The 20,290-nt window shown below is 68.3% G+C and carries 20 protein-coding genes; 13 read left to right on the top strand and 7 right to left on the bottom strand.

Annotated features, from left to right (window positions below):
- Positions 1-63: 63 nt before the first annotated feature.
- Positions 64-498 carry a DUF4307 domain-containing protein gene (locus QGN30_RS22250; RefSeq protein WP_248923527.1) on the bottom strand — a complete coding sequence of 145 codons (435 nt, stop codon included), beginning with the start codon at positions 496-498 and terminating at the stop codon, positions 64-66.
- A 109-nt stretch (positions 499-607) separates the two neighbouring features.
- On the opposite strand from QGN30_RS22250, the gene mca reads away from it, so the two are divergent.
- The 4 genes from mca to QGN30_RS22230 all read left to right on the top strand — a co-directional run bounded on the left by mca (position 608) and on the right by QGN30_RS22230 (position 4,256).
- Positions 608-1,480, top strand: coding sequence for a mycothiol conjugate amidase Mca (gene mca / locus QGN30_RS22245; protein ID WP_225330732.1), 873 nt, complete (start codon positions 608-610; stop codon positions 1,478-1,480).
- Positions 1,477-1,794 (top strand): hypothetical protein, encoded by a 318-nt coding sequence (locus QGN30_RS22240; RefSeq protein WP_009954600.1) that lies wholly within the window; start codon positions 1,477-1,479, stop codon positions 1,792-1,794. The genes mca and QGN30_RS22240 overlap by 4 nt, the downstream gene beginning before the upstream one ends.
- A complete protein-coding gene (locus QGN30_RS22235) occupies positions 1,781-3,796 on the top strand; it encodes a thioredoxin domain-containing protein (RefSeq protein ID WP_248923528.1) in 2,016 nt (671 codons plus the stop codon). The genes QGN30_RS22240 and QGN30_RS22235 overlap by 14 nt, the downstream gene beginning before the upstream one ends.
- Positions 3,797-3,872: 76 nt before the next feature.
- A complete protein-coding gene (locus QGN30_RS22230; protein WP_095579873.1) occupies positions 3,873-4,256 on the top strand; it encodes a nuclear transport factor 2 family protein in 384 nt (127 codons plus the stop codon).
- 8 nt (positions 4,257-4,264) lie between these two features.
- Here the strand turns inward: QGN30_RS22230 and trhA are convergent, their stop codons facing one another.
- Complete coding sequence (gene trhA / locus QGN30_RS22225) at positions 4,265-5,038, bottom strand: PAQR family membrane homeostasis protein TrhA (protein WP_248923529.1); 774 nt, start codon at positions 5,036-5,038, stop codon at positions 4,265-4,267.
- A gap of 182 nt (positions 5,039-5,220) precedes the next feature.
- Between trhA and QGN30_RS22220 the strand changes: the two genes are divergently transcribed.
- Entirely contained in the window at positions 5,221-6,009 is a 789-nt protein-coding gene (locus QGN30_RS22220) for a (2Z,6E)-farnesyl diphosphate synthase (protein WP_008254334.1), read from the top strand.
- A gap of 148 nt (positions 6,010-6,157) precedes the next feature.
- Complete coding sequence (locus QGN30_RS22215) at positions 6,158-6,583, top strand: hypothetical protein (protein WP_008254335.1); 426 nt, start codon at positions 6,158-6,160, stop codon at positions 6,581-6,583.
- Between the two features lie 6 nt (positions 6,584-6,589).
- Here the strand turns inward: QGN30_RS22215 and coaA are convergent, their stop codons facing one another.
- On the bottom strand, positions 6,590-7,528 hold the full coding sequence (gene coaA / locus QGN30_RS22210) for a type I pantothenate kinase (RefSeq protein WP_008254336.1): 939 nt from the start codon (positions 7,526-7,528) through the stop codon (positions 6,590-6,592).
- A gap of 115 nt (positions 7,529-7,643) precedes the next feature.
- Here coaA and glyA point away from each other — a divergent pair, with 115 nt between their 5' ends.
- The 5 genes from glyA to QGN30_RS22185 all read left to right on the top strand — a co-directional run bounded on the left by glyA (position 7,644) and on the right by QGN30_RS22185 (position 13,862).
- Positions 7,644-8,924 (top strand): serine hydroxymethyltransferase, encoded by a 1,281-nt coding sequence (gene glyA / locus QGN30_RS22205; protein WP_248923660.1) that lies wholly within the window; start codon positions 7,644-7,646, stop codon positions 8,922-8,924.
- 96 nt (positions 8,925-9,020) lie between these two features.
- Complete coding sequence (locus QGN30_RS22200; protein ID WP_008254339.1) at positions 9,021-9,848, top strand: acyl-ACP desaturase; 828 nt, start codon at positions 9,021-9,023, stop codon at positions 9,846-9,848.
- A gap of 244 nt (positions 9,849-10,092) precedes the next feature.
- Positions 10,093-11,394, top strand: coding sequence for a PhoH family protein (locus QGN30_RS22195; protein WP_014941401.1), 1,302 nt, complete (start codon positions 10,093-10,095; stop codon positions 11,392-11,394).
- Positions 11,395-11,482: 88 nt separating this feature from the next.
- The gene (locus tag QGN30_RS22190) at positions 11,483-12,358 is read left to right on the top strand and encodes a polysaccharide deacetylase family protein (protein ID WP_008254353.1); all 876 of its coding nucleotides are present in this window, start codon (positions 11,483-11,485) and stop codon (positions 12,356-12,358) included.
- Positions 12,359-12,407: 49 nt separating this feature from the next.
- Positions 12,408-13,862, top strand: a complete 1,455-nt coding sequence (locus QGN30_RS22185) for an adenylate/guanylate cyclase domain-containing protein (protein WP_008254355.1) — start codon at positions 12,408-12,410, stop codon at positions 13,860-13,862.
- Positions 13,863-13,875: 13 nt separating this feature from the next.
- On the opposite strand, the gene QGN30_RS22180 is transcribed toward QGN30_RS22185, so the two are convergent.
- Genes QGN30_RS22180 through glpX form a run of 3 tightly spaced genes read right to left on the bottom strand, consistent with a single transcriptional unit; the run spans position 13,876 to position 17,434 of the window.
- On the bottom strand, positions 13,876-14,862 hold the full coding sequence (locus tag QGN30_RS22180) for a hypothetical protein (protein WP_248923530.1): 987 nt from the start codon (positions 14,860-14,862) through the stop codon (positions 13,876-13,878).
- A 51-nt stretch (positions 14,863-14,913) separates the two neighbouring features.
- Positions 14,914-16,320 (bottom strand): class II fumarate hydratase, encoded by a 1,407-nt coding sequence (locus QGN30_RS22175; protein ID WP_248923531.1) that lies wholly within the window; start codon positions 16,318-16,320, stop codon positions 14,914-14,916.
- Between the two features lie 34 nt (positions 16,321-16,354).
- Positions 16,355-17,434 carry a class II fructose-bisphosphatase gene (glpX, locus tag QGN30_RS22170; protein ID WP_248923532.1) on the bottom strand — a complete coding sequence of 360 codons (1,080 nt, stop codon included), beginning with the start codon at positions 17,432-17,434 and terminating at the stop codon, positions 16,355-16,357.
- Positions 17,435-17,489: 55 nt separating this feature from the next.
- Between glpX and QGN30_RS22165 the strand changes: the two genes are divergently transcribed.
- Both QGN30_RS22165 and QGN30_RS22160 read left to right on the top strand, forming a co-directional pair.
- Positions 17,490-18,191 (top strand): DUF4245 domain-containing protein, encoded by a 702-nt coding sequence (locus tag QGN30_RS22165; RefSeq protein WP_008254364.1) that lies wholly within the window; start codon positions 17,490-17,492, stop codon positions 18,189-18,191.
- A gap of 12 nt (positions 18,192-18,203) precedes the next feature.
- A complete protein-coding gene (locus QGN30_RS22160; protein WP_009953450.1) occupies positions 18,204-19,001 on the top strand; it encodes a dienelactone hydrolase family protein in 798 nt (265 codons plus the stop codon).
- A 7-nt stretch (positions 19,002-19,008) separates the two neighbouring features.
- On the opposite strand, the gene QGN30_RS22155 is transcribed toward QGN30_RS22160, so the two are convergent.
- Positions 19,009-20,280 (bottom strand): glycosyltransferase, encoded by a 1,272-nt coding sequence (locus QGN30_RS22155; protein ID WP_248923533.1) that lies wholly within the window; start codon positions 20,278-20,280, stop codon positions 19,009-19,011.
- Positions 20,281-20,290 lie beyond the last annotated feature (10 nt).

The raw sequence follows: 20,290 nt of genomic DNA, 5'->3' as shown, positions 1-20,290 counted from the left end.
CATGTTACCACCGCGCGAACAACTGATGACTCCATCTTCGCTGTTCGGCGTCGATGGCGACGGTCAGGACGGGCGCAGGTAGGCGGGCACATCGGTGCCGCAGCCATAGATGTCGGCCACCGCCGGCGGCTGAGAGGATTTGACCGTCGTCGTCACCTGCACCGTGGCCGCGTCGGACGGCGGGACCAGCAGCTCACGTCGTCCCGTCTCGCTCCCGTCGGCGGAGCGGACCCGCACGATGCAGTCCACCGGACGCGACGGATCCGATCGGGTCACGCTGATCGTGATCGACGCCGTCTGGTCGTCGATCACCCGATAACCCGCCAGCGATCCCTTGACGTCGCTGGTGCCGAACCGGTGATAGCCGATGACGGCCACGACCAGCCCGGCGGCGACGACCAGCACCCCCAGCGCGACGAGCAGCCACCGCCGGGAGATACGCGACAACCGGGAACGCCCGTAGCGGGCCTCCGGACGCGGAACGGGGGTTTCGGTCATGGTTATGCCTGGTTGTCGGCCGTCGGGCACCGGCCGACGGCATGCACGCGATGTGGAACTGGAATTATAGGGTCAGACCGGGCGACCACCAGAGCTGACAAGGGGGCACGTGAGCGAATTGCGGTTGATGGCGGTGCACGCCCACCCCGACGACGAGTCCAGCAAGGGCGCGGCCACCCTGGCCCGCTACGCCGACGAGGGGCATCGGGTGCTGGTGGTGACGTTGACCGGCGGTGAGCGCGGCGACATCCTCAACCCCGCGATGGATCTGCCCGAGGTGCACGGGCACATCGCCGAAATCCGCCGCGACGAGATGGCCAAGGCCGCCGAGATCCTCGGGGTGGAGCACACCTGGCTCGGCTTCGTCGACTCCGGACTGCCCAAGGGCGACCCGCCGCCCCCGCTGCCCGAGGGGTGTTTCGCGCTGGTACCGCTGGAGGAGTCGATCGAGGCGCTGGTGCGCGTCGTACGCGAGTTCCGCCCGCACGTGATGACCACGTACGACGAGAACGGCGGCTACCCCCATCCCGATCACATTCGCTGCCACCAGGTTTCGGTCGGCGCTTTCGAGGCGGCCGGCGATTATCGGCGCTTCCCGGACGCCGGTGAACCGTGGACGGTGTCCAAGCTGTACTACAACCACGGCTTTCTGCGGGCCCGGATGCAGTTGCTGCACGACGAAGCCCTCAAGCACGGTCACGAACCGCCGTTCAAGAAGTGGCTCGAGCACTGGGACGCCGCGCACGACCCGTTCGAATCCCGGGTGACCACGCGCGTCGAGTGCTCGGCCTATTTCAGCCAGCGCGACGACGCGCTGCGGGCGCACACCACGCAGATCGACCCCGACCACGACTTCTTCGCGGCGCCCATCGAATGGCAGCAACGGCTTTGGCCCACCGAGGAATTCGAGTTGGCCCGCTCGCGGATCCCGGCCCGGCTGCCCGAGGACGACCTGTTCGCCGGGATCGAGACGGACGCGTGAATCACCTCGTCCTCCTCGCGAGCGCCGCCGGCTGGCAGGCCGACAACGCGCCGCAGCACACCGGGCCCGACTTCGGCAAGGCCAGCCCGGTCGGGCTGCTGATCGTCGTGTTGTTGTTGATCAGCACGCTGTTCTTGCTGCGCTCGATGAACCGGCAGCTGAAGAAGGTGCCGGAGTCGTTCGACCCCAAGCATCCCGAGCCGGACCAGGCCGCGGACGAGGGCACCGACGCGGTCGACCCGGGCGCCGGGCAGGCCCCGGATCGGGCGGACGGGTCACCGCGACCCCCGGGATCCGGCGATGAGCCAGGCTGACTCGTCCGCCGCGAACACCCTAGGGCTGGCCACCAGCCCGTATCTGCGCCAGCACGCCGACAATCCGGTGCACTGGCAGCAGTGGACACCGGAGGCGCTGGCCGACGCCGCCGCCCGCGACGTGCCGATCCTGCTGTCGGTCGGCTACGCGGCCTGTCACTGGTGTCACGTCATGGCGCACGAGTCGTTCGAGGACGCCGACGTCGCCGCCGCGATGAACGCGGGATTCGTCTGCATCAAGGTCGACCGCGAGGAACGGCCCGACATCGACGCGGTGTACATGAACGCCACGGTGGCCCTCACCGGGCAGGGCGGCTGGCCGATGACCTGTTTCCTCACGCCGGACGGGCGGCCCTTCTTCTGCGGCACCTACTATCCGAAAGATAGCTTCCTGCAACTTCTTTCGGCTGTCGCGGCCACATGGCGGGAGCGTCGTGGTGAGGTCGAGGAGGCGTCCGACCACATCGCCGGCGAGCTGCGCAAGATGGCTTCCGGTGTCGCGCGTGGCGGCCCCGCGGTGGCGGCCGACCTGTGTGACCACGCCGTCGCCGCGCTGCTCGGGGACGAGGACACCGTGCACGGCGGGTTCGGCGGTGCGCCCAAATTCCCGCCCTCGGCGCTGCTCGAGGCGCTGCTACGCAACTACGAGCGCACCGGATCGCCGGCGGCGCTCGACGCGGTGTCGCGCGCGGGCAGCGCGATGGCCCGCGGCGGCATCTACGACCAGCTCGGCGGCGGCTTCGCCCGGTACAGCGTCGACAACGCTTGGGTGGTACCGCATTTCGAGAAGATGCTGTACGACAACGCGCTGCTGCTGCGCGCCTACGCGCACTGGGCCCGGCGTACCGGCGATCCGCTGGCGCGCCGAATCGCCGACCAGACCGCGCGGTTCCTGCTCGACGACCTCGCCGACGGTGCCATGTTCACCTCATCGCTGGACGCCGACGCCGACGGCCGCGAGGGCTCGACCTATGTGTGGACGCCGGAACAGCTGAGCGACGCGCTCGGGCCCGACGACGGTCGTTGGGCCGCACAGGTTTTCGCGGTCACCCCGGCCGGCACCTTCGAGCACGGCGCCTCGGTGCTGCAGCTCCCCGCCGATCCGGAGGATGCGCCGCGGGCCGAACGCGTGCGGGCCGCGTTGTTGAACGCCCGGCGCGCCCGCGTCCAGCCCGGCCGCGACGACAAGATCGTCACGTCCTGGAACGGGCTGGCGATCACCGCCTTGGCCGAGGCCGGCGTGGCGTTGGACGAGCCCGAGTTCGTCCACGCCGCAAGCCGTTGCGCGCGGGCGCTGCTCGACCTGCACGTGGTCGACGGCAGGCTGCGGCGCGCCAGCCTCGGCGGCGTGGTCGGCGACAGCGCCGCCATCCTCGAGGACCACGCGATGCTGTCCACCGGGCTGCTGGCGCTCTACCAGCTGACGGGCGAGGCGGCCTGGCTGACAAGGGCGACCGATCTGTTGGACACCGCGTTGGCGCACTTCGCCGATCGTGAGCAGCCCGGCCGCTGGTTCGACACCGCCGACGATGCCGAGCGGTTGATGCTGCGGCCCGCCGACCCGCTGGACGGGGCGACCCCGTCGGGCGCGTCGTCGATCACCGAGGCCCTGCTGACCGCGGCGCACGTGGTCGACGGGGAGCGCGCCGAGCGGTACCTGCGGGCGGCGGACGACGCGCTGCGCGCGCACTCGGTGCTGCTGGAGCGTGCGCCGCGGTCGGCCGGGCATTGGCTGGCCGTGGCGGAGGCCGCGGTCCGCGGGCCGCTGCAGATCGCGGTGGCCTGCGACCCGTCGTGGTCGCCGCTGCTGGCCGAGGCGCGACGGCTGGCGCCCGGCGGGGCGGTCGTCGTGGGCGGGGACGTCGATTCCTCGGCGCTGCTGGCGGGCCGCGACCGGGTGGCCGGCGCCGACGCCGCCTACGTGTGTCGTGGCCAGGTCTGCGACCTTCCGGTGACCACCGCGGCCGAACTGGCCGCCGCCCTGGCTGTTTCCAGCCGCTGAGCCGGTGGTGGTGACCCGCTGCGCCCGGCTGCGCCGCGCTGGCGATCACCACTGAAGCCGGGTTACCCTGCCTCCCATGCCGAATGCCGCCAAGACCGAAGCGATCAGAAGCACGGTCCACCGCTACATCGAGCTGGTCGCCAAGGGCAGCGCCGACGACTTGGTCGAGCTGTACGCCGACGACGCCACGGTCGAGGACCCCGTCGGCGGCGAGGTGCACATCGGGCGCCAAGCGATCCACGGCTTCTACTCCGCGGTCGACAACCTGCAGCGCGAATGCGAACTGAAGACGCTGCGCGTGGCCGGCAACGAGGCGGCCTTCCAGTTCCGGCTGACCGTGACCGCCGGCGAGCACCGGATGGTGATCGAGCCGATCGATGTCATGGTCTTCGACGGCAGCGGGAAGATCGCGGCGATGAAGGCGTACTGGTCACCCGACGACGACGTCGACGAGGGCTAGCCGGGCGATCAGGCTCCCAACAGCCACGCGTGTTCTTCCGTGTAGAACACGGCGAACCACATGGCGATGTAATGCAGGATCGCCGCGATCGCGGTGAAGGCGTGGAAGAACTCGTGATAGCCGAACGTCCGCGGCCACAGGTCGGGCCAGCGTAGACCGTAGAAAATGCCACCGACGCTGTAGAACACGCCGCCGACGGCCAGCAGCACCATCGCGGCCACCCCGGCCTGGTGCAGAATCGTCGGCGCGTACCAGATCGCCACCCAGCCCAACAGCAGATAGAGCGGTACGCCCAGCCAGCGCGGCGCCGTCGGCCAGCACACCTTCAGCGCGATGCCCGCGAGCGCGCCGCCCCACACGATGCACAGCACCACCACGCCGGTGTCCTGCGGCATGACCAGCCGCGCGAACGGCGTGTAGCTGCCGGCGATGAAGATGAAGATCATCGAATGATCGAGCCGCTTCATGCGAATCCGGGCCAGGTCCGACTTCCAGTGCACCCGGTGATAGGTCGCGCTGACCGCGAACAACGCCACCGTGCACGCGGCGTAGATCAGCGTCGAATGCCCGGCGCGGGGCGAGGACGCCGCCCACGACACGGACACCAGCGTGGCGCCGGCGATGATCGCCAGCCACGCCGAGTAGAAGTGGATCCAGCCGCGCATCCGGGGTTTGCCCAAAACATTGGCGGCCCCTTCGGCGAGTCGCTCGACGCTGTTGCCCGGGGCGATCGGCTCGGGTTCGCGCTCAGGATGCGGGACGGTGCTGGTCTGGCTGCTCATGTCTCCTGTGGAATGTCTCTACAACGGGGGACGCCGGTGGCCACGGTGCCATGGGCGGGGTGTAAGAGCCAGAGTAGCCAGAGATGGTTACGGCGCAGTGTCGACTTCTCGCCCGGCTGCTCGGATGACCGGCCGAAATCGCAACCCGGAATCCATTGCGCCTGGCAGTAGGGTGTGTGTTCGTGGAAATCATCCCGCGGCGACTCAAAGAGCCGCTGTATCGGATCTACGAGATGCGGCTGCGGCAGGGCCTGACCGCTTCCAAGTCGGAACTGCCCCGCCACATCGCGGTGCTGTGCGACGGGAACCGCCGGTGGGCGCGCGACGCGGGATACGACGACGTGAGCTACGGCTACCGGATGGGCGCGGCCAAGATCGCGGAGATGCTGCGCTGGTGTCAGGAAGCCGGCATCGAGATGACCACCGTGTACCTGCTTTCCACGGAGAACCTGCAGCGCGATCCCGACGAGCTGGCCGGGCTCATCGAGATCATCACCGACGTCGTCGAGGAGATCTGCGCGCCGGCCAACCGCTGGAGCGTGCGCACCGTCGGCGACCTCGAGCTGCTCGGCGAGCAACCGGCCCGCCGGCTGCGCGGGGCGGTGGAGTCCACCCCGGTCGTGGCGCCCTTCCACGTCAACGTCGCCGTCGGCTACGGCGGTCGCCGCGAAATCGTCGACGCGGTGCGTTCGCTGCTGAGCAAGGAACTCGCCAACGGCGCGACCGCCGAAGAGCTGATCGACACCGTCACCGTCGATGCGATCTCGGAAAATCTCTACACCTCCGGTCAGCCCGATCCCGACCTGGTGATCCGCACCTCGGGCGAGCAACGGCTCTCCGGCTTCCTGCTGTGGCAAAGCGCGTACTCGGAGATGTGGTTCACCGAGGCGCACTGGCCCGCCTTCCGCCGCGTCGACTTCCTGCGCGCGCTGCGCGACTACAGCCAGCGCCATCGCCGCTACGGGAAGTAAATCCGCTGCGCCTGTGACTCGTGGGGCGGCTGATCCCGCCCGACTGGCGCGTGTCAAATATTTACCCGATAACGGGAATAGCCGGGTGAACCACCTCGTCGTTGTATCCGTGGCAATAGCCAACACCGCCATCGCGAGGAGTAATCACATGTTGCTTGTTTCTGGTGTATCCGGCCTCACCACGCGGCCCCTCTACGACGCGACCGACTCGCTGTTGCGCTTCGCCGTGCGCGCCGACGCCACCCTGACGGGACTCTTCGGCTTGGTCATCGCCTTCCTCGCCGACCCGCTCTCGTCGCTGACCGGCCTGACGTCCTTCGAGAATTACGCCATGGGGGCCTTCTTCGTGATCTACGGCCTCGTGGTGTTCAGCCTCGGGGCGATGCCGGACGTGCGCGGTGTCGGCATCGGCGTGATCGTGGCCAACATCTTTTTCACGCTGTCCTCGATCGTGGCAACCGAAGCATTGCCGCTGACCGTCACCGGGGCCGCGCTGACGCTGGCCAGCGGCGCCTACGCGGCCGCGTTCGCCGCGCTCCAATACCTGGGAGTGCGGCGCCTCGAGACGGCGTAGTCGCGCCTAGAGCTTGCGCAGCCGCAGCCGATTGATGGAGTGGTCGGCGTCCTTGCGCAGCACCAGCGTGGCGCGCGGCCGGGTGGGCAGGATGTTCTCGACCAGGTTGGGCCGGTTGATGGAGCGCCAGATCTCGCGGGCGGCGGCGACGGCCTTGGTGTCGTTGAGCGCCGCGTAGTGGTGGAAGTGCGACTCGGGATCGGCGAAGGCCGTGCTGCGCATGGCCAAAAACCGCGAGATGTACCACTGCTCGATGTCCTCGATCCGCGCGTCCACATAGACGCCGAAGTCGAACAGGTCCGACACCATCAGGGTCGGACCGGTCTGCAAAACGTTGAGGCCCTCGAGGATCAGGATGTCGGGATGCCGCACCACGTGCTTGGCCCCGGGGATCACGTCGTATTTCAAATGCGAATACACCGGCGCGCACGCGTAGTCCGAGCCCGACTTGACCGACGTAACGAACCGCATCAGTGCCCGACGGTTGTAGCTTTCCGGAAACCCCTTGCGATGCATCAGGTTTCGCCGGTCCAGCTCGGCATTGGGGTACAGGAATCCGTCGGTGGTCACCAGGTCCACCCGGGGATGATGGTCCCAGCGCGCCAAGAGCGCCTGCAGCACACGGGCGGTCGTCGACTTGCCGACCGCCACGCTGCCGGCGACCCCGATGATGAACGGCACCGGCCGGTCCGGGTTTTGCTGAGGTTCACCCAGGAACTCGGCGGTGGCGGCGAACAACCGCTGGCGCGCCGCGACCTGCAGGTGAATCAGCCGGGCCAGCGGCAGGTAAACCTCTTCGACTTCGAGCAAGTCGATCTGTTCACCCAGACCGCGCAGGCCGACCAGTTCCTCCTCGGTGAGGGCCAGCGGCGTCGACATACGAAGCGCACGCCATTGCTTTCGGTCGAACTCCACATAAGGGCTCGGCTCGCTAAGCCGCGGCATAGTGCAAGTGTTGCAGGAGCGCCGAAAAGCCCGACGGCTGGGCTGGCGAAAAGTCGGCGCTGGATAGACTGGCGCCGTGACTGCTGCACCTGACGCCCGCGCCACGACCTCCGTGATGTCCGCCCCGCTCGCCGAGGTTGATCCCGACATCGCCGGGCTGTTGGGCCAGGAGCTGGGCCGCCAGCGCGACATGCTGGAAATGATCGCGTCGGAGAACTTCGTCCCGCGCGCGGTGCTGCAGGCCCAGGGCAGCGTGCTGACCAACAAGTACGCCGAGGGCTTGCCGGGGCGCCGCTACTACGGCGGCTGCGAGTACGTCGACGTCGTGGAGAACATCGCCCGCGACCGGGCCAAGGCCCTCTTCGGCGCCGACTTCGCCAACGTGCAGCCGCATTCGGGCGCCCAGGCCAACGCCGCCGTCCTGCACGCGCTGATGACGCCGGGGGAGCGGCTGCTGGGTCTGGACCTGGCCAACGGCGGCCACCTGACGCACGGCATGAAGCTGAACTTCTCCGGCAAGCTCTACGAGAACGGTTTCTACGGTGTCGACCCGACGACGCATCTCGTCGACATGGACGCGGTGCGCGCCAAGGCGCTGGAATTTCGCCCCAAGGTCATCATCGCCGGTTGGTCGGCCTACCCGCGGATCCTCGACTTCGCGGCGTTCGCCTCGATCGCCGACGAGGTCGACGCCAAGCTCTGGGTGGACATGGCGCACTTCGCGGGCTTGGTCGCGGCCGGCCTGCACCCCTCGCCGGTGCCGCACGCCGACATCGTGTCGACGACCATTCACAAGACGCTCGGCGGCGGCCGCTCGGGCATGATCCTCGGCAAGCAGGAGTACGCCAAGGCGATCAACTCGGCGGTGTTCCCCGGCCAGCAGGGCGGACCGCTCATGCACGTCATCGCGGGCAAGGCCGTCGCGCTGAAGATCGCGAGCACCCCCGAATTCGTCGAGCGGCAGCAGCGCACCCTGTCGGGCGCGCGCATCCTCGCCGACCGGCTGTTGGCCGCCGACGTCGCCAAGGCCGGCGTATCGGTGGTCAGCGGCGGCACCGACGTGCACCTGGTGCTGGTGGATCTGCGCAACTCCCCGCTCGACGGCCAAGCCGCCGAGGACCTGCTGCACGAGGTCGGCATCACCGTCAACCGCAACGCCGTGCCCAACGACCCGCGGCCGCCGATGGTCACGTCGGGGCTGCGGATCGGCACGCCCGCCCTGGCCACCCGCGGCTTCGGCGACGCCGAGTTCAGCGAGGTCGCCGACGTCATCGCCACCGCCCTGGCCGCGGGCAGCTTGGCCGACGTGGCGGGGCTGCGCCAGCGCGTGACACGGCTGGCGCAGGAGTTCCCGCTGTACGACGGCCTGGAAGACTGGGCGCTGGTCGGCCGCTGACGCCCGTCTGGTCGGGTTCGAGGACCAACGTCACCACTTGCTCCGACACGACCCCGCCGATTTCATGAACCTGTGTACGCGGGTTACAGTTATCTCATGGCCGAAAGACCCGTCGCTAACGCGCTGACCCTGGAACTCGAGCCGGTCGTCGAAGCGAACGTCGACCGCCACCTGTCCACCGAAGAGCTCTGGTTCGCCCACGATTACGTGCCGTTCGATCGGGGCGAGAACTTCGCATTCCTCGGTGGGCGCGACTGGGACCCGTCGTCAATGACGTTGCCGAGACCGCTGACCGACGCCTGCGAGATCATGCTGCTGCTCAAGGACAACCTGGCCGCGCACCACCGCGAGCTGGTCGAGCACTTCATCCTCGAGGACTACTGGGGCCGCTGGCTGGGCCGGTGGACCGCCGAGGAGCACCTGCACGCCATCGCGTTGCGCGAGTACCTGGTGGTGACCCGTGAGGTCGACCCGACCGCCAACGAAGAGGCCCGCGTCCAGTACGTCATGAAGGGCTACCGCGCCGACACCTACTCGCAGGTGGAGACCCTGGTGCACATGGCGTTCGTCGAACGCACCCACGCCGTGTTCTGCGAGAACCTGGCCGCCAAGCTCGAGGAGCCCATCCTGGCCGGCCTGATCGACCGGATCGCCCGCGACGAGCGGCGGCACGAACTGTTCTTCTCCAACCTCGTCGAGCACTGCCTGGGATACACCCGCGACGAGACGATCGCGGCGATCGCCGCCCGTGCGGCCGACCTGGATGTGCCCGGCGCCGACATCGACGCGTACCGCGACAAGGTGCAGAACGTCGAAAAGGCAGGCATTTTCGGTCCGGAGCAGCTGCGTCAGGCGATCTCCGACCGCATCGCCGCATGGGGGCTCGCGGACGAGCCCGCGCTGCGGCAATTCATCGTCGGCTGAGCCGCGGCCCCCTCCCCGCCGATCCCTTTGGGGCGTCGTCGCGGCTCGTCATGTCGGCGCGCCTGCACAGCGGGCACGCGACCACGGGAGTAGCGTCGTTCCCGATGGTCAGCGTCATGCTCTGCTGCCAGGGCGGCACCTCCCGTCACCACAACGGAAGGACCGGCCCCGGTCCTGGTGCTGCGGTTCCCGTCGACATGCCTGTGCGGGTCCGCGCGGGCTCATCCCGCTCGAGGAGCGCTACGTGACCGATATCCGGACCTACGTGATCGACACTTCCGTGCTGCTGTCCGACCCATGGGCGTGCAGCCGGTTCGCCGAACACGAGGTGGTTGTTCCGTTGGTGGTGATCAGCGAGCTGGAGGCCAAACGCCACCACCACGAGCTGGGATGGTTCGCCCGCCAGGCGTTGCGCCTGTTCGACGATCTTCGGCTTGTGCACGGGCGCCTGGATCAACCCATTCCCGTTGGGATACAAGGCGGTACGCTCCACGTCGAACTCAACCACACCGACCCGGCGGTGCTGCCCGCCGGCTTCCGCAACGACAACAACGACTGCCGGATCCTGAGTTGCGCCGCCAACCTGGCCGCCGAAGGCAAACGAGTCACGTTGGTCAGCAAGGACATTCCGCTTCGGGTCAAGGCCGCCGCGGTGGGGCTGGCCGCCGACGAATACCACGCCCAAGACGTCGTGGCCTCCGGCTGGTCGGGCATGCGCGAGATCGAAACCGCCACCGAGGATATCGACGCCCTGTTCAGCGACGGCGAGATCGATCTGGCGGAGGCCCGAGACCTGCCCTGCCACACCGGCATTCGGCTGCTCGGTGGCAGCTCTCACGCGTTGGGCAGGGTCAACGCGGACAAGCGCGTTCAGCTGGTCCGCGGTGACCGCGAGGTGTTCGGATTGCGTGGGCGGTCCGCCGAACAGCGGGTCGCGCTGGACTTGCTGCTCGACGAGTCGGTCGGCATCGTGTCGCTGGGTGGCAAGGCCGGCACCGGCAAGTCGGCGCTGGCGCTGTGCGCCGGGCTGGAGGCCGTGCTGGAGCGGCGGACCCAGCGCAAGGTGGTGGTCTTCCGCCCGTTGTACGCCGTCGGCGGCCAGGAGCTGGGATACCTGCCCGGCAGCGAGAGCGAAAAGATGGGCCCGTGGGCGCAGGCAGTGTTCGACACCCTCGAGGGGCTGGCCAGCCCGGCGGTGCTAGAGGAAGTGCTGTCCCGCGGCATGCTCGAAGTGCTGCCGCTGACCCACATCCGGGGACGTTCGCTGCACGACTCGTTCGTCATCGTCGACGAGGCGCAGTCGCTGGAGCGCAACGTGTTGCTGACCGTGCTGTCCAGGCTGGGCACCGGGTCGCGGGTGGTCCTGACCCACGACATCGCCCAGCGCGACAACCTGCGGGTGGGCCGCCACGACGGGGTCGCGGCGGTGATCGAGAAGCTCAAGGGCCACCCGCTGTTCGCCCACATCACCCTGTTGCGCAGCGAGCGCTCGCCGATCGCCGCGCTGGTCACCGAGATGCTCGAGGAGATCGCCGGGCCGCACTGAGCGGTTTCGCCGCGAAGCTGTATTCCACGACAGCTCCACTCGCGATATGTGTCGCTGGTTGCAGTCTCGCGGTGAGTACGCTTTTACCGTGGCGAAACGACCCGACACCTTGGCCTGGCGCTACGGGCGCACGCTGGCCGGTGTCGTCGCCGCCGTCGCGGTGCTGGTTATCGGCGGGCTGACCGGTCACGTGACGCGCGCCGACGACCTGTCCTGCTCGGTCGTCAAATGCGTCGCGTTGACCTTCGATGACGGCCCCGGCCCCTTCGACGAGCGGCTGCTGCAGATCCTCAAGGGCAACGACGCGAAGGCCACCTTCTTTCTGATCGGCAACAAGGTGGCCGCCAACCCGGCGGGGGCCAAACGCATCGCCGACGCGGGGATGGAAATCGGCAGCCACACCTGGGAACACCCCAACATGACCACCATCCCGCGGGAGGACATCGCCGCGCAGTTCTCCAAGGCGAATGACGCGATCACCGCCGCGACCGGCCACACGCCGACGTTGTACCGGCCCGCGGGCGGCTTGTCCGACCCGGTGGTGCGCCAGACCGCCGGGCAATTCGGGCTGGCCGAAATCCTGTGGGACGTCATCCCTTTCGATTGGGCCAACGACTCGAACACGGCTGCGACGCGATCGATGCTGATGACCTACATCAAACCGGGCTCGGTGGTGCTGTTCCATAACACCTACTCGAGCACCGTCGATCTGGTCTATCAGTTCATCCCGGTGCTCAAGGCCAACGGCTACCGGATGGTGACGGTCAGCGAACTGCTGGGACCACGCGCGCCCGGCAGCAGTTATGGCGGCCGGGAGAACGGGCCACCCGTCAACGGTCTGCGCGACATCCCCGCCAGCGACATCCCCACGCTGCCCAACACGCCCTCACCCAAGCCGATGCCCAACTTCCCGATCACCGACATCCCCGGGCAGAATTCCGGCGGGCCGAACAACGGTGCCTAGCGCGACGAGCGGGCCCGCGACGAAAGGACGAAAGTCCGCTCGACGGTGGATGTTTCACTACGGCCTCGACTTGAGTCTGTCGTATGTGCTGGCGGTCGTCGAAGCGGCCGCCATCTTGATCCCGTTGCGCGGCCACACGTCCGTCGGGGCCAACGCCGACTTCGCGCGGCACAGCACGGGGCCGGTGGCGCTGCTCGTCGTGCTGGGCATCATCGGCGTCTCGGTGGCCGGCGCCTTGAGCCTGGCGCCCACACTGCGCTGGTTCGTGCCGGGCGACGAACCGACACCACAACAACGCGAGGCCGTGATGAAGCTCGCCGGGCGCCAGTCGGCGATCCTGGTGACGGCCTGGGCGCTGAGCGGCGGGACCTTCATCCTGCTGAATCTTGGTGGCGGGGCCCGGCTTCTGCTACCCATCGTGCTCGGCGTGCTGCTCGGCGGCTCGGCCGCCGCCGGCACGGGGATGCTGCTCGCGCAACGCACCCTGCGCCCCATCATGCGTGCCGCCACACTGGGCGCCGAGCCACGGCTGGCCGTGCCGAGCGTGTACGCGCGACTGGTTCTGCTGTGGTTCCTCTGCAGCGCGTTTCCCATCGCGGTCATCGCGTCCCTGGTCGTTTTGCGCTCCTACGGGTGGCTGATCGAGAAGTCGGCATCGTTGGACGTGCCGATCCTGGTGGTGTCGCTGGCGGCGCTGGTGTTGGGACTGCCGACGATGATCCTGACCTCGCGGTCCATCTCGGACCCGATCGGGGAGGTCGTCGACGCCATGGCGGAGGTTGAACATGGCCGCATGGAAACCTACGTCGGCGCCTACGAACGTTCCCAGATCGGGCGGCTGCAAACGGGTTTCAACCGTATGGTGGCCGGGCTCGCCGAGCGCGACCGGCTACGTGACCTGTTCGGCCGCCACGTCGGCGCCGACGTCGCGCAGCGCGCCGTCGAAGAGGGAGCCTCCCTGTCCGGCGACGTGGTCGAAGCGGCGGTGCTCTTCATCGACCTGGTGGGTTCCACGCAGCTCGCGGAAAGCCGCCCGCCGCAAGAAGTCGCCGAGGTGCTCAACGACTTCTTCCGGATCGTCGTCAACGCCGTCGACGAACACCACGGATTGATCAACAAATTCGCCGGAGACGCCGCGCTGGCCGTCTTCGGGGTGCCATTGCCGACCAGCGAGCCGGCGTCCGCAGCGCTGGCGACGGCCCGGGCGCTGGCCACTCAACTGCGCCGGCTGCCAGTCGATTTCGGCGTCGGCGTCTCCGCGGGGCGCGTGTTCGCCGGCAACGTCGGCGCCGAGAACCGGTACGAATACACCGTGATCGGCGACGCCGTCAACGAGGCCGCGCGGCTGGCCGACCTCGCCAAGACGTCCGATCGGCGAATCCTGTGTTCGGCGGCCGCCATCGATGCGGCCGGTGAGGCCGAACGCGGACACTGGGCCGAATGCTATTCCACCGTATTGCGTGGGCGATCCGAGACGACCCACGTCTCGGCGCCGACCACCTAGGACCAGGGCCGCGTCAGGATTTCGCCACCTTCAGCGCGGCGATGATCTTGCCGACGAGGTCCGCCGACGCGGTGTCACCGATGGGTGTGCTGCCGATGAACACGGTGACCGGCTTGGTGTCGACCGCGATGATGCTGACCGAGTCGCCCTTGACGTTGCGGGTGGGATCGGCGATCGTGACGTCGGCGTCGGCCCGCACCGCCTTGGTCCCGTCCACGGTGATCGACGACGTCTTGACCGGTCCCAGCGTGGGTGTCGCGTTGGCATAGCCGGGCCCGTTGACCACGCACTGCATCAGTTTGGTGGCTTGCGCCGTGAGGTCCATGCTGGCAACGAAATTGGTGATGCCGACCTCGGCCGTCATCATCCACTGATTGGCCCCGGGCACGTCCTGGGCGACGCCGAGTCCGCCGATCAGGTTGGGGCCCTGGTCATCGGAGAACACCGTCCACCCGGACGGCGCCGCACTGGCCGGGAACGACAGCTTTCCGGCGGTGATCGAGTCGCCCCGGGGCATCTCGCCGCCGGACACGTTCGGGGTGCAATCCGTGGCGTTCTGTGCCGAATTCTTCGGTTGCGAGACCGACGTGCTCGTCGACGGCGGCGCGGCGCTCGATCGCTTGTTGCCGTGGCCGCCCTTCATCACCACGAGGGTGGCCACCAGCGCGATCACGGCCAGCGCGACCAGGCCGGCGACGATCAGCCAGGGCAGCTTCGAGCCGCCTGGGGGAGGGCCGGGCGGGTAGGGCCCGCCGGGCGGAAATGGTTGTCCCGGCGGGGGATACTGCGGTGCCTGGTACGGATTGACGGCGGGACCACCCGGCGGCGGATACGGGTACTGACCGCCCGGCGGGTAGCCGTAGGGACCGCCCTGCGGGTAAGGACCCTGCGGGTAAGGGCCGCCGGCTGGCGGCTGGCCACCCCAATTCGGTTCCTGCCCATAGGGGTTGCTTCCGTAAGGCCCAGGGCCGTAGGGGCCGCCGCCGGGAGGAGCCGTCATGGAAAAACCACCCTTACACTCATCGACACCGTCGCCGCGTGACGGTCGGGCCTAGTCTTCCGGCTTGACCTTCGCCATGGCCAGCACGTCGAGCCGGCGGTCGAGCTCCTCGATCGACAGCTTGTCGCCGGTCAGGCCGCGGTCGATCACGGTCTGGCGAATCGTCTTGCGCTCCTTGAGGGCCTGCTTGGCGACCGCGGCGGCCTCCTCGTAGCCGATCGCCGAGTTCAGCGGCGTCACGATGGACGGCGACGACTCGGCGAGCTCGCGCAGGTGCTCGACGTTGGCCGCCAGGCCGGTGATGCAGCGCTCCGCGAACAGCTTCGAGACGTTGGTCAGCAGCTTGAACGACTCGAGGATGTTGCGGGCCATCATCGGGATGTACACGTTGAGCTCGAACGCGCCGTTCCCGCCGCCCCACGCGACCGCGGCGTCGTTGCCGATCACCTGCGCGGCCACCTGCGTAACTGCCTCGGGGAGAACGGGATTCACCTTACCGGGCATGATCGAGCTACCCGGTTGCAGGTCGGGCAGCTGAATCTCGGCCAGGCCGGTCAGCGGGCCCGAGCCCATCCAGCGGACGTCGTTGGCGATCTTGGTCAGCGACACGGCGATGGTGCGCAGCGCGCCGGACGCCTCGACCAGGCCGTCGCGCGCGGCCTGGGCCTCGAAGGAGTTTGCCGCCGTGCGCAATTCGCTCAGGCCGGTGGAGGCAACCAACGTTTCGACGACCTTGGCGCCGAAGCCGTCGGGAGCGTTGAGGCCGGTGCCCACCGCGGTGCCGCCGATCGCCAGCTCACCGAGCCGGGGCAGCGTGGCGCGCACCCGCTCGATGCCGGCCTCGATCTGGCGGGCGTACCCGCTGAATTCCTGGCCGAGCGTCACGGGCACGGCGTCCATCAGGTGGGTGCGGCCCGACTTGACCACGGTGTGCCATTCGCGGGCCTTGCTCGCCAGCGCGTCATGCAGCACCTCGAGCGCCGGAATGAGGTGGCGCACGGCGGCTTCGGTGGCCGCGATGTGGGTCGCGGTGGGGAAGGTGTCATTCGAGGACTGCGACATGTTGACGTCGTCGTTCGGGTGCACCGTGACGCCGTTGGCCGCGGCGATGCTGGCGATCACCTCGTTGGTGTTCATGTTGGAGCTGGTGCCCGAACCGGTCTGGAAGACGTCGATCGGAAACTGGTCGTCGTGGCGGCCGTCGGCGATTTCGGCGGCCGCGGCGATGATCGCGTCGGCCTTCTCCGGGGCCAGCAGCCCGAGGTCCTTGTTGACCTGCGCGCACGCGCCCTTCAGCAGGCCCAGGGCGCGGATCTGGGTGCGCTCCAGCCCGCGGCCCGAGATCGGAAAGTTCTCGACCGCGCGCTGGGTTTGCGCGCGCCACAACGCTTTTGCGGGGACGCGGACCTCGCCCATGGTGTCGTGCTCGATGCGGTACTCGGTGTCATCCGTGGCCATAGAGTGCTGGCTTCCTCGTTCTTCGATCTGGCGGTCAGGGCAGGGGATAGGCGGCAGAACTGTCGCCGGTGAAGTCGATGGCGGAGTATTCGTTGAGCTTCGAAAGCCGGTGGTAGGCCTCGATCATGCGGACGGTGCCCGATTTCGACCGCATGACGATCGACTGGGTGGTGCAGCCGCCGGGGTAGTACTGCACGCCCTTGAGCAGGTCGCCGTTGGTGACCCCGGTGGCGCAGAAGAAGACGTTCTCGCCGGACACGAGGTCCTCGGTGGTCAAGATCTGATCGAGGTCATAGCCGGCGTCGATGGCCTTTTGGCGTTCCTCGTCGTCGGTGGGGGCCAGCTGCGCCTGGATGGCGCCACCCATGCACCGGATCGCGGCGGCCGCGATGATGCCTTCCGGCGTACCGCCGATCCCGGCCAGCATGTCGGTGCCCGAGTGCGGCCGGCAGGCCGAGATCGCGCCCGCGACGTCGCCGTCGGTGATCAGCCGGATGCGGGCCCCGGTGGCCCGGACGTCCTCGATCAGCTGGGCGTGCCGCGGCCGGTCGAGAATGCATACGGTCATGTCGCGCACCGACAACGCCTTCACCTTCGCGACGGCCTTGATGTTCTCGGCGATGGGCGCGGTGATGTCGAGCACGTGCGCCGCCTCGGGGCCGACGGCGATCTTGTTCATGTAGAAGACCGCCGACGGGTCGAACATCGCGCCGCGGTCGGCCACCGCCAGCACGGAGATGGCGTTGGGCATGCCCTTGCTCATCAGTGTGGTGCCGTCGATCGGATCGACGGCGAAGTCGCACTCCGCGCCGTCCCCGTTGCCGACCTCTTCGCCGTTGTAGAGCATCGGCGCGTGGTCCTTCTCACCCTCGCCGATCACGACCACGCCGCGCATCGACACCGAGTTGACGAGCTCGCGCATCGCATCGACGGCCGCGCCGTCACCGCCCTCCTTGTCGCCGCGGCCTACCCAGCGTCCGGCCGCCATGGCGCCGGCCTCGGTGACCCGGACCAGTTCCAAGGCCAGGTTGCGGTCTGGAGCCTCACCGCGCGGCCGCGCCTGCGCTGGAGCTCGGCCATTGGCGGTGGACGAGCGGTTGCCCTCAACTGTCATGGTTGCTGATTGTCCCAGAAGCGGATCGGTCCGCTGGAACTGGGATACTCGGGGGATGACCGAGAAGCCGCCGCTGAATGCCAGCTCGGACGGCTCTGTGGCCGACGAGCCGGCCCCGGCCGCCGGGCCCGCGCCCAGGCCGGCGAAGCCTCGGCTGCTGCAGGACGGCCGGGACATGTTCTGGTCCCTGATTCCGCTGGTCATTGGCTGCGTGGTGCTGGCCGGGCTGCTGGGCATGTGTTCGTTTCAGCTCGACAGCCGCAGGGGCCCCATCCCGTCCTATGACGCCGCGGCGGCCCTGCGGGCGGACGCGGCGACGCTCGGCTTTCCCATCCGCCAACCGCAGTTGCCCGGCGGCTGGCAGGCCAACTCCGGGCACCGCGGCGGCATCCCCAACGGGCGATCCGACCCCGCGACGGGTCAACGCGTGAACGCGCCCATCTCGGTGGTCGGATACATCAGCCCGAGCGGCATGTATCTGAGCCTGACCCAGAGCAACGCCGACGAGGACAAGCTGATCAACTCGATCCATCCGTCGGCGTATCCCACCGGGGCGGTCGACGTCAGCGGGACCAACTGGGTCGTCTATCAGGGGTCCGGCGAAAGCGGCGCGGACGCCGAAGCCGTGTGGACGACCCGGCTAAGCGGCCCGGGCGGCGCGACGCAGATCGCGATAACCGGCGCCGGAAGCAGCGATCAGTTTCGTACGCTGGCCTCGGCGACGCAATCGCAGCCGCCGCTGCCGACGAGCCGATAGAAGGGGACTCGCATGGGTGCACCGGAGGCAGATCTGTCCGGGTGGTCGGCGGCGCCGTTCAGCGGTGGCGGCTACACCCACGACGTCTACCGCAAGGGCGCCGGCCCCGGTGTGGTGCTGATCCCTGAGCTGCCCGGAATACATCCCGGCGTGCTGGGCTTGGGTAATCACCTGGTGGACAACGGTTTCACCGTCGCAATCCCGTCGCTGTTCGGCGAGCCGGGCCGTGCCAAGACGGCCGGTTACCTCGTCGGCGCCATCGGACGAGCCTGTGTGGCAAGGGAATTCGCGGCGTTGGCGCTGAACAAGCAGCGGCCGGTGTCGGCGTTCCTGCGCGCGCTCGCGCGCGACCTCAACGCCTCGACGCCCGGCAAGGGCGTCGGCGTGATCGGCCAATGTTTCACCGGGGGATTCGCACTGGCCGCCGCGGTCGACGACAGCGTGCTGGCCCCGGTACTGTCGCAGCCGTCGGTGCCGTTCCCGCTCGGCGCCGCTCGGCGCCGCGACCCCGGCCTGAGCGAGTCCGAGCTGACCACCGTGGCCGACCGCTGCGCCACCGACGGCTTGTGCGCCATGGGATTACGATTCAGCGAGGACAAACTGTCGCCGGGCGAGCGGTTCGCGACGCTCAAGGAGCGCCTCGGGGACGCGTTCGAGGTGATCGACATCGATTCGGGCCCGACCAATCAGCACGGCTTCGGCAAGGCAGCGCATTCGGTGCTGACCGATGAGGTCCGTGAAATCGACGGACACCCCGCCTACGAGGCCCGTAAACGCGTGGTCCGATTCCTCACCGAGCGGCTCACCTAGCGGTCCGCTAGGCCGACCGCCTCGAACTGGCGAAATTCTCGGCGAGATCTGCTGCCTTGGCGACGCTTTCGGCGGGTGTCGTCATCCGGGCGGCAAGGTCGCGAGCTCGGATTGCGTACTCCGGCGCCAAGATTCGGCGCAGGTCTGCGACGAGCGATTCCCGGGTGGTGGCGGATAGGCGGCGGTGGGTGCCCACCTTGAGGCGGCGTTTCACCTGGGCTCCCCAGATGATCTGATTGCCGTCCACGGACAGGACCAGGGTGGGAATTCCGGCACGCAGACTTGCGGCGGTGGTGCCCGATCCGCCGTGGTGCACGGCGGCCCGGCACAGGGGAAAGATGGACGCGTAATTCAGCGCGCCGACCACCTTGACGTGATCGGAATGCGGGACGTCGTCGAAGTCGCTCCAGCCGGCGCAAATCAACGCGCGCTCGCCCAACTGCGCGCACGCCCCGCTGATCATCTCGATCGTGTCGGACGGAGATTCCACCGGCATGCTGCCGAAGCCGAAGAAAATCGGCGGTGTTCCCGCGGCAATCCACGAGGCGGCCTCGTCGTCGGCGCCCGTCGCCAACTCCATCGTCAGCGCGCCCACGAAGGGCCGTTGGCGCCGCCATTTCGCCCATTCGGCCGCCAATCCCGGGAAGGCAACCTCGTCGTATGCCTGCATTTCCAAGGCTCTCAATGCGGCAATTCGTCGCGGTGAGGAAGACGTTGTCTTCGGCAGGCCGAGTTCGCCGCGCTGCGCGTCCTCGAGCTTTTTGCTCAGGCGCCACGTCAGCCAGTCGAACGCCCGCACCGCGAAGCGAGAGGCCGGTGCCGGCAAGATCGCCACAACCTGGCCGTTGGGACGCATCGGAACATGGTGCAGGGTAACCAACGGAAGACCATGGTATTCAGCCACATTGGCGGCGATTTCCTGATAGGTCTGCCCGGCGAGTACCACGTCGGCCCCCTCCGCCAACGACTTCAATGTCTCGTTCATGTGCGCCCAAGACTGGTCGGTGACCTTCTTGATTTCGAGCCCAGACCGCGATATGTCCCGAACCCTCCAGAACCTGCTGAACAGCGTCGTGGTGAAGGTGCGAAACGCGTCCATCCAGGCGTTCGTCTCCGCCCCGTAGGGCACCGCGGACAGGCCGGCCGATTGCGCGAAGCCGACCAAATCGGGCGGGACTGCGATGCACACATCATGCCCTCTGCGCTGCAGTTCGCGGCCGATAACAACAGCAGGCTCGATATCGCCTCGAGTTCCATAGCTTGCCAGCGCAAATCTCATGACGGATCTC

The organism is Mycobacterium sp. 3-98 (assembly GCF_035918355.1).
Taxonomy (GTDB): domain Bacteria; phylum Actinomycetota; class Actinomycetes; order Mycobacteriales; family Mycobacteriaceae; genus Mycobacterium; species Mycobacterium intracellulare.
The sequence above is the reverse complement of the archived record's forward strand: the minus strand, read 5'-3'. Positions and strand labels throughout refer to the sequence as shown.